The sequence below is a fragment of the Stenotrophomonas maltophilia genome (assembly GCF_003970865.1).
Taxonomy (GTDB): domain Bacteria; phylum Pseudomonadota; class Gammaproteobacteria; order Xanthomonadales; family Xanthomonadaceae; genus Stenotrophomonas; species Stenotrophomonas maltophilia_AR.
Genome location: NZ_RXLZ01000040.1, coordinates 1 through 14,896, shown reverse-complemented (window position 1 = coordinate 14,896; position 14,896 = coordinate 1). Strand labels below are relative to the sequence as shown.

The following is a 14,896-nucleotide window of genomic DNA, read 5'->3' as shown; positions in this document are numbered from 1 at the left end:
ATTCAAATGTTACTTTTTCATGACTTAGGGTGTCTGCTCCGCCCTACCGTTTATCCCTGAGTCACATTGGCGTGACCAGGGAGAGATCATGTACCGACCGTTGTTCGCCCGCAGTCGCTTGTCTGTCGCGCTGGGTTCGGCATTGGTGCTGGTGGCCGCCGCACCGGCCATGGCGCAGCAGGCCGCCACGCAGGAACAGAAGGCCGAGCCCGCCAGCAGCAAGACCCCCGTGCAGCTGGACCGGATGACCGTCACCGGCTCGCGCATCTACCGCGCCGGCTTCGACACGCTGGAGCCCGCTGCGGTGGTCAGCCGTGAATCGATCGAGAACTATGGCGACACCAACCTCATTGACGCAGTAACCCGGATTCCCGGGGTCAGTGCCGGCGTCAGTTCGCGCGGCGACCAGGCCGGTTTCGGTGCCGGCGTCAACTTCGCCAGCAAGTTCGGCCTGGGCAGCAATCGCCTGCTGACCCTGGTCAATGGACGCCGCTTCGTGACCTCTACACCGCCCACCATCTTCGGTGCCGGCGGCGGTTCGGGCATCCAGGTCGACATGAACGCCATTCCCAGCGTCATGGTGCAACGCATTGAAAGCCTCAGCGTTGGCGGTGCCCCCACCTATGGCTCGGATGCGATCTCCGGCGTCAACAACATCATCCTGCGCGACAAGTTCGATGGCGCCGAAGTCGAACTCGGCTATGGCAGAACCAGCAAGAACGACAACGAGCGCTACTCCTGGTCGGCCATCTTCGGTACCGGATTCGCCGATGGGCGTGGCCACATCGTGGTGGCGGCGGAACTGGACAATGCCGATGGCGTGAACGCGCTGCAACGCGATTTCTACCGCCAGGGCTACAGCCTGCAGGCCAATCCCACGGCGGCCAATGCCACCTCCCAGCCCCTGCGCCGGCCAACCAATGATGGCCGCATCGACGGCAGCATTCCGTTCAACACCGGGCCCCGCGATGGCATCCCCGACCAGGTCTGGATCCGCAACCGACGCCTTGCCAGCATGACCTTCGGTGGCCTGGTGATGCCGGCCACCGGCAGCTACACGCGAAACGGCCTGGGCGACATCCTTGGCTTCGGCCCGAACAAAGACAAACTGTGGCAGTTCAACAACGAGGGCAAGCTGGTCGAGTTCAATCCCGGCATCAGCTACGCCGGCGGCAACGCCTCCGGCGGTGACGGCCTGAACCTGTTCGAGACAGTGCCGCTGATCGCCGACCTTGAACGACGCTCGGTGTTCTCCACCGGCAGCTTCGACTTCACCGACAACGTGCGCGGCTTCTTCGAGCTTTCGCGATACGAAGCGACCGCCCGCGAAACCCTGGACCAGAACGTCTACAACGCCGTGTCCTTCGGCAATGCGCGCCTGGACGGCGGCGGTACCGCCAGCGGCGCACTGACCTTCAGCGCCAGCAATCCGTTCCTGAGTGCGGAAACCCGTAGGATCCTCGCCGACAACGGCATCACCTCGTTCCGCCTGTCGCGTTCTTCGCGCGACCTGTCGATGAACAACGCCAGCACCGAGACCCGCCTGACCCGCGCGGTGCTCGGCCTGAACGGCTTCTTCGAGGTTGGAAAGCGCGGCTTCAACTGGGAAGCCAGCGTCACCCATGGCCGCGGTGACTTCGACTACCTCGGCACCGGCCTGATCCAGCAGAACTTCATCAATGCAATCAACGTCACCACCGACGCCAGCGGGCGCATCATCTGTGATGCCACCCGCCCGGGCACCACGGCCGATGCGAACTGCCGCCCACTGAATCTGTTCGGCGAGAACCAGGCGTCGCGCGAAGCCCTGGACTATGTCTCCACCCGGACCGTGGCCAAGGCGCAGACCCGCCAGACCGTCATCAACGCGTCGGTATCCGGCGGCCTGTTCGATCTTCCCGGCGGCGAACTGTCCGCGGCGGCCGGCTTCGAACACCGCCGCGAAGAAGGCTCCTTCACCCCCAGCGAATACCAGCGCCTGGGCCAGGGCCGTTCGGTGCCGACCCAGGCGGCGGAAGGCAAATACCACACCAATGAAGTGTTCGCCGAAGTGCTGGCACCGCTGTTCAATCCCGACTGGGATATTCCGGGCCTGCATCGCCTGGACCTGACCGCCAAGTTCCGCCGCGTCGACAATTCCGTTGCCGGCGCGTTCAATGCGTTCACCTACGGCGTCCAGTACGAACCGATCGCCGGCCTGCAGCTGCGCGGCAACAAGACCCAGTCACTGCGCGCGCCGTCCATCGCCGAGCTCTACACCACCCAGCAGCCGGCCTACTACAACATCCCGGAAGTGTGCTCGCTGGACAACATCAGCGGCGGCTCCAATCCGGCGATGCGTCGCCGCAACTGCCAGGCGTTCTTCGCCGCCTACCCGGGCGCCGATCCGAACACCTTCCGCCAGCAACCGACCAATACGCTGGGTTCGACCAACGGCAGCACCCGCCTGCAGAACGAAACGGCGAAGTCGTGGACGGCCGGCATCGTGTTCGCGCCGGAATGGATTCCGGGCCTGCGCGTCGCCGCCGACTGGTATGACATCAAGATCAACAACGTGATCACGTCGCTGAGCGCCAACGACATCATCACCGGTTGCTTCGACACTGCCGACTTCAACGCCGCCAACGTGCCCAACGCCAACCGCTTCTGCGGCCTGGTGACGCGTGATCCGAACACCGGCGTGGCGACCAGCATCAAGACCGAGTATGGCAACGGCCCGGTGCTGATGTTCCGCGGCTGGACCGCCGAAGTCGGCTACCGTTGGGACCTGTCGCGCTTCGGCGTGCTGGACCTGGACTTCTACGGCTACATGCCGAAGAACCGTGGCCAGGCCGCGAACCGGGACGTGCCGTTCGTCGAACAGGCGGGCAGCTTCAACGAGCCCAAGCGCCAGTTCCGCTGGACCGCCCAGCATCGCATCGGCAACTGGAACTACGGCGTGGCCTCCAACTACACCAGCCGCGCCCAGTACACGATGACCGATACCCCGGAAAGCCGTCAGTACTTCTACCGCGACAGCTGGACCACCTGGGACGCCAACGTCACCTACCGCATCACCGACGCCGCACGCGTCACGTTGTCGGTGATCAACGTGGGCGATGACATCGGTCCATTCCCCTATGTACTGGATGCACTGGGCCGTCGCTACATGGCCAGCCTGCGCTACAACTTCAAGTAGGCCAGGCGCAGCGGTTTCACAGACGGGGCCCGGTGTACGGGCCCCGCTCTTTTCAATGCGCCCTCGGATTCTGCAATGTTTCGTATGGACGCCCCCCTCTACCGGGGCCGATCATCAAGGGAACATCACGCGGAATGAAAATCGATGAGGCACCATCAGGAGATCGCCTATATCCTGCCTGCGGTTCCGGCCAGTCATTGGAGTCCACGCGCATGACAGTCGGCATCCGGCTTGGACAGATCACCGATGAAATAGGAAGTCCCAGCTTCCTGTACGCGTTCTTCTCAACCATCGCAGGAAATCTCGAACCGGATGGATGGGGAAGCCGATTCCCTGTTCTCCTGAGGCAGCTGTACGCCGGCAGACTGCAGCAATCAGATGCTGCCGACGCACTGGTCGAACTGCATAGGGTCCGCAGCGAGCTGGCCGAGCTGCCCCCAGCCCGTGTCATCTGGTCGTTCGAGGATCGAACCCAGCATCCACCGTGGGGAGGCGATATCGCTCCCGACATCGACAGCCTGGCGACCTACTTCGTCACCGCGCATGGACGCGATCTGATCGCGCTTCTGGCTGAGGTGTTTGAAGCACTTCAGGAAGGCGAAGACACGTCCGCCCGGATCGTCGACTATTGATGCCCTCCGCTCAATCAAACAGACCCTCTTCCGCCAACCGGGTCAGCTCGTCCACCACATAGCGCACCTTCGGCCGCAGGTGGCGCGTCGGTGGCCACAGCGCATGGATGTCGATATGCCGTTGCATGTGCGCGTCCAGCACCGATTGCAGCGCGCCGGAATCCAGATGCCGGCGTACCAGTGAAATGGGCATCTGGCAGATACCGAGGCCAGCGAGGGCCGCTTCGATCACCGCATCGCCATCATTGAGTTGATAGGGCGCACTGGGAATGAACGTTCCGTCGTCCTGCCCGCTGCCGATCCGCCACCAGACCGGCTGGCCATGACGGAAACCGACGATGCTGCGGTGCTGCGCCAGTTCCTCCACCGTGCGCGGCACGCCATGTGCCTGCAGGTACTCCGGAGATGCGCAGGTGACCAGCCGCTGGCGCCCGAGCCGCCGCGCCACCAGATGCTCTGCCTGGTGCAGCCCACCGAAGCGGATCAGCAGGTCGATGCCTTCCTCGACGGGATCCACAAAGTGATCGGTGAAGGTCATCGTCAACTGCAGGTCCGGGTACTGCCGGCACAACCGCAGCAGCACCGGCAACACCACCAGCCGCCCGAACGAGGACGGCATGTCGATGCGCAGCCGCCCGCTGGGCAGCCCGGCCGAACCCAGGCAGGCCTCGGCCGCGGAGATCTCTTCCAGCGCCGCTGCACAGGAGGCGTAGTACGCCTCGCCATCGGTGGTCAGCGCGATGCGCCGCGTGGTGCGGTGGAACAGGCGCACCCCCAGCCGCGCTTCCAGCCGCGCGATGGCCTTGCCCACCGCCGAGCGCGAGATGCCCAGCGCGTCGGCAGCCTCGGTGAAGCTACCCGAGCGTGCGGTGGTGACAAAGGTCACCAGGCCATTCAAGGATTCCAGCGGCAGCATCGTTCACACCCCATTGGGGACAAATAGTCCCGCACCAAGGGAGATCGAAGCGCTTTATGCGCCTGCATGTCAACTCCATCCTGTGTGCATCGCGCCGCTGGCGCCTCCCCCGCACCGAGATGACCGACATGACCGCCGCCCTCTTCCGACCCTTCGACCTGTCAGGCACCGCCCTGCGCAACCGCATCGCGATGGCCCCGATGACCCGCGCCCGCAACCCCGGCGTCGTGGCCAACGAACTGACCGCCCAGTACTACCGGCAGCGCGCCAGCGCCGGCCTGATCATCAGCGAAGGCACCCCGGTCTCGCCGCAGGGCCAGGGCTACATCGACGTGCCCGGCATCTGGTCGGCGGCGCAGGTGGCGGGCTGGAAGCAGGTGACCGACGCCGTGCACGCCGAACAGGGCACGATCTTTGCGCAGCTGTGGCACGTCGGCCGCATGTCGCATGCCTCGCTGCAGCCTGACGGTGGTCAACCGGTCAGCGCCGGCACCCGCCCGGTGGCCAGCGCACCGAAGAACACCTCGTTCGTGTACCTGGACGACGGCAGCCGCGGCCATGCCGATCCCACCCCGGCACGTGCACTGGAGACCGCGGAGATCCCCGGTATCGTCGACGACTTCGTGCGCGGGGCGGACAACGCCATTGCAGCCAGCTTCGACGGCATCGAACTGCATGCGGCCAACGGTTACCTGTTCGAGCAGTTCCTCAACCCGCTCATCAACCAGCGCGAAGACCGCTACGGTGGTTCGCTGCCCAATCGTGCGCGGTTGATCCTGGACACCGTCGATGCAATGGCGCAGCGTATCGGTGCGCATCGCATCGGCGTGCGCCTGGCACCGAACAACCTCACCTTCGACATGCCGTTCTACCCCGACAACGAAGCCACCTATCTGTACCTGGCCGACGAACTGGGCAAGCGCGGCCTGGCCTATGTGCACCTCAACGACAACCTGCAGGCGGGCCAGTCGGTGCTGGACGAGGCGTTCCTGCAACAGTTCAAGCAGGCCTACGGCGGCACCGTGATCCTGGCCGGTGGCATGACCCGCGAACGCGCCCTGCAGCTGGTCGAGGCCGGCACCATCGACCTGGCCGCGTTCGGCCAGCCGTTCATCGCCAACCCGGATCTGGTCGAGCGCCTGCAGCACAACGTCGCGCTGGCCACGCCGGACCGCAACACCTATTACGGCGGCGGCGAAGCAGGCTACCTCGATTACCCGCGCGCACAGTAGAGCCACGCCATGCGTGGATGCAGGCGTACACTGCCCGCCCGCATCCACTGAATCTGCCCATGGATACGCCCACCGCATCGTTCATCGTCAACCTCGATGTCCCCGATCTCGCCGCTGCCGAAGACTTCTACATCCGAGCCTTCGGCCTGCGTACCGGCCGCCGTCTCGGCCCGGGCGCGGTGGAGCTGCTCGGTGGGCCAGCGCCGCTGTACCTGCTGCAGAACGAGGCCGGCAGCGCCGCCACCGAAGACGGCGACGTGCGCGACTACGAGCGCCATTGGACGCCGCTGCACCTGGACTGGGTGGTGGATGACATCGAAGCGGCGCTGGCACGAGCGGTTGCGGCCGGGGCGACGCTCGAGCAGTCCGTGCGCGAGCGTCGCTGGGGGCACATCGCCGTGCTGGCCGATCCGTTCGGCCACGGCTTCTGCCTGATCCAGTTCAGCGCTGAAGGCTACGACGCGCTGGTCGAATGACCGGCGCCACGTTCACCACGGCAACGGCACCGCTTCGCCGTTGGCGCGCTCGCCGTAGTACAGCGACGGCAGCAGGCGCGAGAGGAAACTGAACTCCGTGTAGCAATGCTTGAGCAGGCCCAGGCCGACCGCATCGCCGGCATCGAGGTGCGGATCGGCGCTGTCCAGGCCGAGCACGAAGCGGCTGCGCAGCACACAGCCAAACGGCGTATCACGCGCCACGTGCAGCATCTGCCCGTCGCAGGGATCACCGTTTGCATCCAGGCGGACGTGGTCGCCGAAGCCGATGCGCGCGGCGATCACCGCCGATACATCGCCTGCATCCTGTGCCGCCTGCAGGCGCTCGGGCACCAGCAGCGTGCGCGGGTCATGGAACTTCAGGCGCGCCGCCACCGGCGGAATGTCGGCCAGCGATTCCACCGCATGGATGCTGGCACCGTGGTAGCTGCGTCCTCGCTGCCAGGCCTCGTCCCAGCCGCGATGCTCGACATGATCGACCGGATGCCACCAGCGGATGTGCTGGGTGGTCTCGAAGAAGGTGAACCACCAGTCCAGCATGCGGCCCTTGCAGCCGTGCAGATCGGTACGCACCGCCACCAGCAGGGTGCCGTCTTCGCGGCGCTGGATGCCGGTTTCCAGGCGCATCGGTGCCGGGTCGAGCAGATCGTGGTGGTCCAGCCAGGCGCGGGCATTCACAGCGGTATCTATCGGGGTCTCCTGCGGTGTTGGGAGATCCGACAATACGGAAACGCTATTCGTTTCGCAATTGTCCGAATGCGGTAAGATGGGCGCAATGAACAGCACCACCCTGCCCGAGCCACCTCCACCAACCCGCCGCCGCGGCCGCCCTGCGCGACCGGAAGCCGAAGTCCGCCACGCCGTGCTGCAGGCCGCGCTGGAGCTGTTGCTGGCACAGGGTTACGAGGCCACCACCATCGAAGCGGTGGCGGCGCACGCCGGGGTGGCGAAGAAGACCGTGTACCGCCACGCCAGCAACCGCGAGGAACTGGTCGGGTTGGCGGTGCGCGAGTGGACCGACGGCTTCGCGCCGCAGCTGCAGCGCGATGCGCGCAATGCCGACGAGGTGCTGCCGTTGCTGCAGGACATCCTGCAGGCGGTGTGCGCGCAGGCGCTGTCGGCGCAGGCGGTGCAGGTATTCCGCCTGTTGGCCACCGACTTCCCGGGCAAGGACGCGCTGCTGCAGGCCTATCTGGACAACGGTATTGAACGCGGCCGTGCGCTGCTGGCCGACTGGCTGGCGCGGCAACAGCAGCGTGGGCTGCTGCGTGAGGGAGATCCTGTTCGCATGGCACGATTGCTGCTCGCGATGGCCGTGGCAGAGCCACTGCGCGAACGCGTGATCGGTGTGGTGGCCGAGGATGCGCCGGTGGACGTGCATCTGGGTGAGTGCATGGCGTTGTTGGGGCCGGTGTTGCAGGCGCCGTAAGATTGCGCCATCCACGCATGGCGTGGATCTACCGGCCGATCCCGATTCGTTGGACAGCAATGGCCTGCCCCCGGTGGGTGCCGACCGTTGGTCGGCACTCCTGCAGCAACTCACTCGCGCAGCATATCCACGAACGCGCGCAGCGCACCGGGCATCTGCCGCTGTTTCGGGTAGTACAGCGCGAAGCCGGCGAACGGTTCGCTCCAGTCTTCCAGCACCGCCACCATCTGGCCCGAATCGATGTACGGCCGCGCGGTGTCTTCCAGCACGTAGGCCAGGCCGATGCCATCGAGCACCGCGCCGACCACGGTGCCCTGCTCGCCCAGCGTGAGCCGTCCGGGCACGTCGATCTCCAGCGCCTGCCCACCGCGCTCGAACTGCCATTTGTACAGATGCCCGCTGGCGAAGCGGAAGCGGATGCATTCATGTGCAGCAAGATCGCGCGGATGCTGTGGCGCGGGGTGCCGCCGCAGGTAATCCGGCGAGCCGACAATCAGCCCGCGCAGCGGTGGCCCCATCGGCACCGCCACCATGTCCTCGGGTACGAACTCGTGCAGGCGCACGCCAGCGTCGTAGCCCTCGGCGACGATGTCGACCAGGCCATCGTTCTCGGTCAGCTCCACCCGCACGTCGGGATGGGCGTGCAGGAAGCGCGCCAGCCGTGGTCCCAGCTGTGTCGCTACCGCCGCACGGGTGGCATTGATGCGCAGCAGGCCCGCCGGCGCGGCGCGGAACTGGTTCATCTCCTCCAGAGCGTCATGCACCTGGCCCAGCGCGGGCTGCAGGCGTTCCAGCAGGCGCTGCCCGGCCTCGGTCAGGGCCACGCTGCGGGTGGTGCGATGGAACAGGCCCACGCCCAACCGTTCTTCCAGCGCGCGGATCGCATAGCTCACCGCCGAGGTCGACAGCGCCAGCTCGGCGCCGGCACGGCGGAAGCTGCGGTGGCGGGCGACCGCGGCGAACGCGGCCAGGTGCGAGAGGTTGTCAGTGGCCATGATTGTGCAGTTTCACTTGATGAATCATGCCAATATCCGGGCTTTCTGCCGCTGGGTACGGGGCGTATTGTAAAGCGCCTTTCGACAAACCCTGCCAAGGATTCCCCATGTCCCTCGCCCGTGGTTACGCCGCCCATTCACATACCGACCCGCTGATCCCGTACGAGTTCGAACGCCGCGCGGTCGGCCCGGACGATGTGCGCATCGAGATCCTCTACAGCGGCATCTGCCACTCCGACCTGCACCAGGCCCGCGACGACTGGGGTGGCTCGATCTACCCGATGGTGCCAGGCCACGAGATCATCGGCCGCGTGACCGAGGTCGGCAGCAACGTCACCCGCTTCAAGGTCGGCGACCACGCCGGCGTGGGCTGCATGGTCGACTCGTGCCGCCACTGCGACGCCTGCGAGCACGACCTGGAGCAGTACTGTGCCGAAGGCGCGACCTGGACCTACAACGGCCGTGAACGCGAAAGCGGCGCGCCGACCTACGGCGGCTATTCCGACCACGTGGTGGTCGAACAGCGCTTCGTGGTGAAGGTGTCCGAGACCCTCGACCTGAAGGCCGCCGCCCCGCTGCTGTGCGCCGGCATCACCACCTGGTCGCCGCTGCGCCACTGGAAGGTCGGCCCGGGCCAGAAGGTCGGCGTGATCGGCCTCGGTGGCCTCGGCCACATGGGCGTGAAGTTCGCCAAGGCGCTCGGCGCGCACGTGGTGATGATCACCACCACGCCGGAAAAGGGTGCCGACGCCAAGCGCCTGGGCGCCGATGAAGTGCTGGTCTCGCGCGATGCCGCGCAGATGAAGGCGCACGCCGGCAGCTTCGACTTCCTGCTCAACACCATCCCGGTCGGCCATGACACCAACCCGTACATGGGCCTGCTCAAGCGCGAGGCCACCATGTGCCTGGTCGGCGTGCTGACCGAACTGGACCCGCCGCTGACCGGTGGCAGCGTGATCTTCGGCCGCAAGCACCTGACCGGTTCGGCGATCGGCGGCATGGCCGAAACCCAGGAAATGATGGACTTCTGTGCCGAGCACGACATCGTCAGCGACGTCGAGATGATCGACATCAAGAACGTCAACGAAGCCTGGGAACGCATGGCGAAGAACGATGTGCGCTACCGCTTCGTGATCGACATGGCGACGATGAAGAACGCCGCCTGATCGATCGGCGACGGTGAACGAAGAACCCCGGCACTGCCGGGGTTTCTTTCTGGTCGCGCCGGCCGCTGGCCGGCACGAGCCATGCATTGGCATGACGAAGGTCAAGGAAGCGGCCATCGCCCGGGCGCAGACTCCCCGCATGGCCCGCCTGCCCTCCCCTGCGATGCTGATGCGTGCGCCGCATCGGCTGCTGTTCTTCATCGGCGCCAGCAACCTGCTGCTGGCCATGCTGTGGTGGGCGCTGTGGCTGGGCGCATTGCGCGGGCTGTGGACGCCGCTGCCACCGCCGCTGCCACCGGCCTGGCTGCACGCGCTGCTGATGCAGTACCTGGTGCTGCCCAGTTTCATCTTCGGCTTCCTGCTCACTGTGTTCCCGCGCTGGATGGGGCAACCCGAGCTGCCACGCAGCCGTTATGCGCCGGTCGGCATCGGGCTGTTTGGCGGGCAGGCGCTGCTGATTGCCGCCGCCTGCGGCTGGACACCCGGGCTGTGGCCTGGCCTGCTGCTGGCACTGGCCGGCTGGAGCGCCGGGTTGATCGTGCTGGGACGCGTGCTCCAGGCCGCCGGCCCCAACCGCAACTGGCATGCGCGTGCCTGCTATGCCGCACTGCTGCTGGGCTGGCTGGGGCTGCTGCTGTTCATGGCGGTGGTACGCGGCCACGCCACGCTGATGCCGGTCACTGTGGCACTCGGCACCTTCGGCCTGCTGCTGCCGGTCTACCTCACCGTCGCGCATCGGATGATCCCGTTCTTCGCCAACAACGTGGTGGACGGCTATGTGGCGTGGCGGCCGCTGCGCTGGCTGGCCGCGATGTGGGCGCTGCTGATGTTGCGCCTGCTGTTGAGCGCGTTGCAGATCGATAACGCGCTGTGGCTTGCCGATGCACCGCTGCTGATGTTGTCGCTGCAAGCGCTATGGCATTGGTGGCCACGCGGGCCGATGCCGGGCCTGCTCGCGGCCCTGTTCCTGGCGCTGGCGTGGCTGCCGATCAGCTTCGCGCTGTATCTGCTGCAGGACATCGGTCATCTGCTCGGCCATCCGCAGCTGCTCGGACGCGCGCCATTGCATGCTCTTGCCGTGGGGCTGTTCGGCAGCCTGCTGGTGGCGATGGTGACCCGGGTCACCCAGGGCCATTCCGGGCGACCGCTGGTGATGCCGGCAGTCGCCTGGTTTGCGTTCGTCGCGCTGCAGGCGGTGGCGATCATGCGCATCATTGCCGAGCTGATGCCCGACGCCTACGCCTGGCATTTCGCCGCTGCCATCGGCTGGTTGCTGGCCTTGGCGCCGTGGGTGGCGCGGCTGGGCTGGATCTACCTGAGCCCTCGGCGCGACGGCAAGCCGGGCTGACGTCACCGCCGGGCATGACCCGGCACGCAGCCCTCATCGGTAGCGCCGGGCCATGCCCGGCATCCCGAACAATCCACTCAGTACGCGAACTCGCGGAACACCGGATCGACGTCGCCATGCCAGCGGCCATGGAACAGCGCCAGCTTGCGCTCGGCCGGGGTCAGGCCGGACTCGACGATCTCCTGCAGCACGTCCAGGAACTTGCTCTCGTCCTGGCCGTCGGCATTGCGCGCCGCGCGGCGCTTGAGGCCTTCAACGGAAATCTTCACCGCTTCGCGGGCCAGGTCGCGCACGCTGCCAGTGCGGAACGGCAGATTCATCGCATGCTTCGGCACGCCGTCGCGCAGTGCATGGCGCTCGGCCAGGGTGAAGTCACGCACCAGGTCCCAGGCCGCATCCAGCGCGGTGTCGTCGTACAGCAGGCCCACCCAGAACGCCGGCAGCGCACACAGGCGGCTCCACGGGCCACCGTCGGCGCCGCGCATTTCCAGGTACTTCTTCAAACGCACTTCCGGGAACGCGGTGGTCATGTGGTCCGACCAGTCGCGCAGCGTCGGCAGCGCACCCGGCAGCACCGGCAGCTTGGCCTGCATGAAATCGCGGAAGCTCTGCCCGCTGGCATCGTGGTAGATACCGTCGCGGTAAGAGAAATACATCGGCACGTCGAGCAGGTAATCGACATAGCGCTCGTAACCGAAGCCATCCTCGAACACGAAGTCGAGCATGCCGGTGCGGTCGGCATCGGTGTCGGTCCAGATATGCGAGCGGTAGCTCAGGTAGCCGTTGGGCTTGCCTTCGGTGAACGGCGAATCGGCGAACAGCGCGGTGGCAATGGGTTGCAGCGCCAGCGATACGCGGAACTTCTTCACCATGTCCGCTTCGGTGGCGTAGTCCAGGTTCACCTGCACCGTGCAGGTGCGGGTCATCATGTCCAGGCCCAGCGAACCGACCTTGGGCATGTACGAGCGCATGATCTTGTAGCGGCCCTTCGGCATCCACGGCATCTCATCGCGCTTCCACTTCGGCTGGAAGCCCATGCCGAGGAAGCCCAGCTGCAGTTCGCCGGCCACCTGCGCCACTTCGTTGAGGTGGGTACCGGTTTCCACGCAGGTCTGGTGGATGGTCTCCAGCGCCGCTCCGGACAGTTCCAACTGACCGGCCGGTTCCAGCGTCACCGAGGCGCCATCGCGCAGCAGGGCGATCGTGTTGCCATTCTCCTGCACCGGCTCCCAGCCGAAGCGGACCAGGCCGTTGAGCAGCGCCTCGATCCCGCGCTCGCCTTCAAAGGTCGGCGGGCGCAGGTCATCCAGGCGGAACCCGAACTTCTCGTGCTCGGTGCCGATGCGCCACTGCGCGCGGGGCTTCTCGCCGGAGGCGATCACCTCCACCAGCTGCGAGCGGTCGGTAATGGGTGTATCGGCGACGTGGCTGGGGCTCGACAAGGGGAAGGCTCGCTGGACGGTGGCGGGGGATGTGGGGCTCGGAGCCTTCCATCGCAAGGGCGCACTATAGCGTGGCGACCCGTTGCGTCATGCGACGGAGACGGTTTTCAGCATCCTACCGACGCCCTCTTGACCCTCGTACACTCGGGGGCATGAGCCGCCATTCACGACACCCCGAACTGCACCGCTCCGAGCGCGTCGGCTGGCTGCGTGCCGCCGTGCTGGGGGCCAACGATGGCATTGTCTCGGTGGCAGGGCTGGTGGTCGGCGTGGCCGCCAGCGGTGCCTCAGCTGCAACCATCCTGGCCACCGGCGTGGCCGGCACCGTGGCCGGCGCGATGTCGATGGCCGCCGGCGAGTATGTCTCGGTACAGACCCAGGCCGACACCGAAGACGCCGACCTGGCGATGGAAAAGCGCGAACTGCACGAAGATCCGCACAGCGAGCTGGAAGAGCTGGCCGCGATCTACCGCCACCGTGGCCTGGAGCCGGCGCTGGCACGGCAGGTGGCCGAACAGCTCACCGCCCACGATGCACTGGGCGCCCACGCCCGCGACGAGCTGGGCATCACCGATACCCTGCGCGCCCGCCCGCTGCAGGCAGCGCTGGCCTCGGCCGGCGCCTTCACCTGCGGTGCGGCACTGCCGGTGCTCACCGCGCTGCTCGCGCCGGTCGACAAGGTCGCGATGATGACCACCGCCAGCACCCTGCTCGGCCTGTGCCTGACCGGCGCGATGGCGGCCCAGGCCGGCGGCGCACCGCCGGTACGCGGCGCGATCCGGGTGATGTTCTGGGGCGCGTTGGCGATGGCCGCCGCCGCCGGCGTCGGTCGCCTGCTCGGCGCACACGTGACATGACCGCCATGCTGCCCCCGGCCACCGCACTGCTGGCCGAGATGGCCAGCCTGGCCGGCTGCGCACGCGCCGAAGGTTATGCCTGCATCACCGCACGTCGCGAGCATGGCGCCAGCTCGGTGGAGATTCCGCAACCGCAGTTCGCGATCCTGCTGGAAGGCCGCAAGCAGGTGCGTACCGCACACCAGTCGCTGGAGTTCGTCCCCGGCGACATCCTGCTGCTGACCCAGCGCTGCCGCATCGATGTGGTCAACAGCCCCGACCCACGCAGCGGCCGTTACCTCAGCGCCATCGTGCCGCTGTGTGCCGAAGTGCTGGCGGCCGCTCGCACGCTGTGGAGCGAGGACCTTCCCGCGCCGGGCCAGGTGATGGCACGACTGCCGTTGGTCGACCATGGCACAGTGCTGCGCCAGTGGCGGCAATCGCTGCAGGACGGCCGTTACAGCGAGGCACGATTGGCCCTGGCCTCGCTGGTGCTGACCCTGTGCCGGCAGGGCCACGGCAACCTGCTGCTGCCGCAGGCACCGAGCCTGGGGGAACAGATCCGCGACCGCATCGCGGCCGAACCGGCACGCGACTGGCAGTCGCGCGATGTGGAAGATCAGTTCGCACTGAGCGGTGCAACCCTGCGTCGTCGTCTCGCCGCCGAGGACACCAGCCTGCGCCAGCTGCTCACCGAGGCACGGCTGGCGCATGGCATGCAGCTGCTCTACACCACGGACCTGCCGTTGAAGACCGTGGCCGCACGCGCGGGCTATCGGTCCACGGCGAGTTTCAGCAAGCGCTTCGCCGAGCAGTACGGACTGGCTCCCACAGACATTTGAGGGGGTTCGGCAGGGCTTGCAGCCCTGCACCTGCAGACGCAACGGCAACAGCCGAAGCAACAGCGACAGCAACAGCGTGCATTCCGTGGGATGGCGGGGCGGTGTGGGTGGGCAGGACACGCCGTAAACCCCGCTCCGCGGTCCGGCCCAGCCGCTGGCGGCTGTGCGTTCGGGCGCTTGCGAGGCATGCCTCGCAGGCAAAGCGCCCTCACCCATGGGGGCTCGATGGCGCCATCCATGGCGCCAACGGTCCTGCCCACCCACACCGCCCCGCCTTCGACAGATTCCGGCGGCTGTTGGTAGGTGTCGACCTTGGTCGACACGGTAGATCCACGCCATGCGTGGATGCTTTTCGATTCCAATTCGAAATATTCGATTCCGATGGA

Annotated in this window: 13 protein-coding genes; 9 read left to right on the top strand and 4 right to left on the bottom strand. The window is 66.6% G+C overall.

The window, feature by feature from the left end:
- The first annotated feature begins 88 nt into the window (after positions 1–88).
- Together EKL94_RS14080 and EKL94_RS14075 are read left to right on the top strand one after the other, a co-directional pair.
- Complete coding sequence (locus tag EKL94_RS14080) at positions 89–3,178, top strand: TonB-dependent receptor domain-containing protein (protein WP_126929553.1); 3,090 nt, start codon at positions 89–91, stop codon at positions 3,176–3,178.
- A gap of 212 nt (positions 3,179–3,390) precedes the next feature.
- Complete coding sequence (locus tag EKL94_RS14075; protein ID WP_126929552.1) at positions 3,391–3,810, top strand: Imm70 family immunity protein; 420 nt, start codon at positions 3,391–3,393, stop codon at positions 3,808–3,810.
- Positions 3,811–3,820: 10 nt separating this feature from the next.
- On the opposite strand, the gene EKL94_RS14070 is transcribed toward EKL94_RS14075, so the two are convergent.
- Positions 3,821–4,726 carry a LysR family transcriptional regulator gene (locus tag EKL94_RS14070; protein WP_126929551.1) on the bottom strand — a complete coding sequence of 302 codons (906 nt, stop codon included), beginning with the start codon at positions 4,724–4,726 and terminating at the stop codon, positions 3,821–3,823.
- A 128-nt stretch (positions 4,727–4,854) separates the two neighbouring features.
- Here EKL94_RS14070 and EKL94_RS14065 point away from each other — a divergent pair, with 128 nt between their 5' ends.
- Positions 4,855–5,958, top strand: coding sequence for an alkene reductase (locus EKL94_RS14065; RefSeq protein ID WP_126929550.1), 1,104 nt, complete (start codon positions 4,855–4,857; stop codon positions 5,956–5,958).
- A gap of 59 nt (positions 5,959–6,017) precedes the next feature.
- Positions 6,018–6,434 (top strand): VOC family protein, encoded by a 417-nt coding sequence (locus EKL94_RS14060; protein ID WP_126929549.1) that lies wholly within the window; start codon positions 6,018–6,020, stop codon positions 6,432–6,434.
- A 12-nt stretch (positions 6,435–6,446) separates the two neighbouring features.
- On the opposite strand, the gene EKL94_RS14055 is transcribed toward EKL94_RS14060, so the two are convergent.
- The gene (locus EKL94_RS14055) at positions 6,447–7,142 is read right to left on the bottom strand and encodes a DAPG hydrolase family protein (RefSeq protein WP_126929576.1); all 696 of its coding nucleotides are present in this window, start codon (positions 7,140–7,142) and stop codon (positions 6,447–6,449) included.
- A 76-nt stretch (positions 7,143–7,218) separates the two neighbouring features.
- Here EKL94_RS14055 and EKL94_RS14050 point away from each other — a divergent pair, with 76 nt between their 5' ends.
- Entirely contained in the window at positions 7,219–7,881 is a 663-nt protein-coding gene (locus tag EKL94_RS14050) for a TetR/AcrR family transcriptional regulator (RefSeq protein ID WP_126929548.1), read from the top strand.
- 110 nt (positions 7,882–7,991) lie between these two features.
- Here the strand turns inward: EKL94_RS14050 and EKL94_RS14045 are convergent, their stop codons facing one another.
- Positions 7,992–8,876, bottom strand: coding sequence for a LysR family transcriptional regulator (locus EKL94_RS14045; protein WP_126929547.1), 885 nt, complete (start codon positions 8,874–8,876; stop codon positions 7,992–7,994).
- A gap of 107 nt (positions 8,877–8,983) precedes the next feature.
- Here EKL94_RS14045 and EKL94_RS14040 point away from each other — a divergent pair, with 107 nt between their 5' ends.
- Together EKL94_RS14040 and EKL94_RS14035 are read left to right on the top strand one after the other, a co-directional pair.
- Positions 8,984–10,042 carry an NAD(P)-dependent alcohol dehydrogenase gene (locus EKL94_RS14040; RefSeq protein ID WP_126929546.1) on the top strand — a complete coding sequence of 353 codons (1,059 nt, stop codon included), beginning with the start codon at positions 8,984–8,986 and terminating at the stop codon, positions 10,040–10,042.
- A gap of 91 nt (positions 10,043–10,133) precedes the next feature.
- Positions 10,134–11,390 (top strand): NnrS family protein, encoded by a 1,257-nt coding sequence (locus tag EKL94_RS14035; protein WP_126929545.1) that lies wholly within the window; start codon positions 10,134–10,136, stop codon positions 11,388–11,390.
- 77 nt (positions 11,391–11,467) lie between these two features.
- Here the strand turns inward: EKL94_RS14035 and EKL94_RS14030 are convergent, their stop codons facing one another.
- Entirely contained in the window at positions 11,468–12,832 is a 1,365-nt protein-coding gene (locus EKL94_RS14030; RefSeq protein ID WP_126929544.1) for a glutamate--cysteine ligase, read from the bottom strand.
- A gap of 152 nt (positions 12,833–12,984) precedes the next feature.
- Here EKL94_RS14030 and EKL94_RS14025 point away from each other — a divergent pair, with 152 nt between their 5' ends.
- Together EKL94_RS14025 and EKL94_RS14020 are read left to right on the top strand one after the other, a co-directional pair.
- Complete coding sequence (locus EKL94_RS14025; protein ID WP_032129894.1) at positions 12,985–13,689, top strand: VIT1/CCC1 transporter family protein; 705 nt, start codon at positions 12,985–12,987, stop codon at positions 13,687–13,689.
- Positions 13,686–14,510, top strand: coding sequence for a helix-turn-helix transcriptional regulator (locus EKL94_RS14020; protein WP_126929543.1), 825 nt, complete (start codon positions 13,686–13,688; stop codon positions 14,508–14,510). The genes EKL94_RS14025 and EKL94_RS14020 overlap by 4 nt, the downstream gene beginning before the upstream one ends.
- Positions 14,511–14,896: the final 386 nt, after the last annotated feature.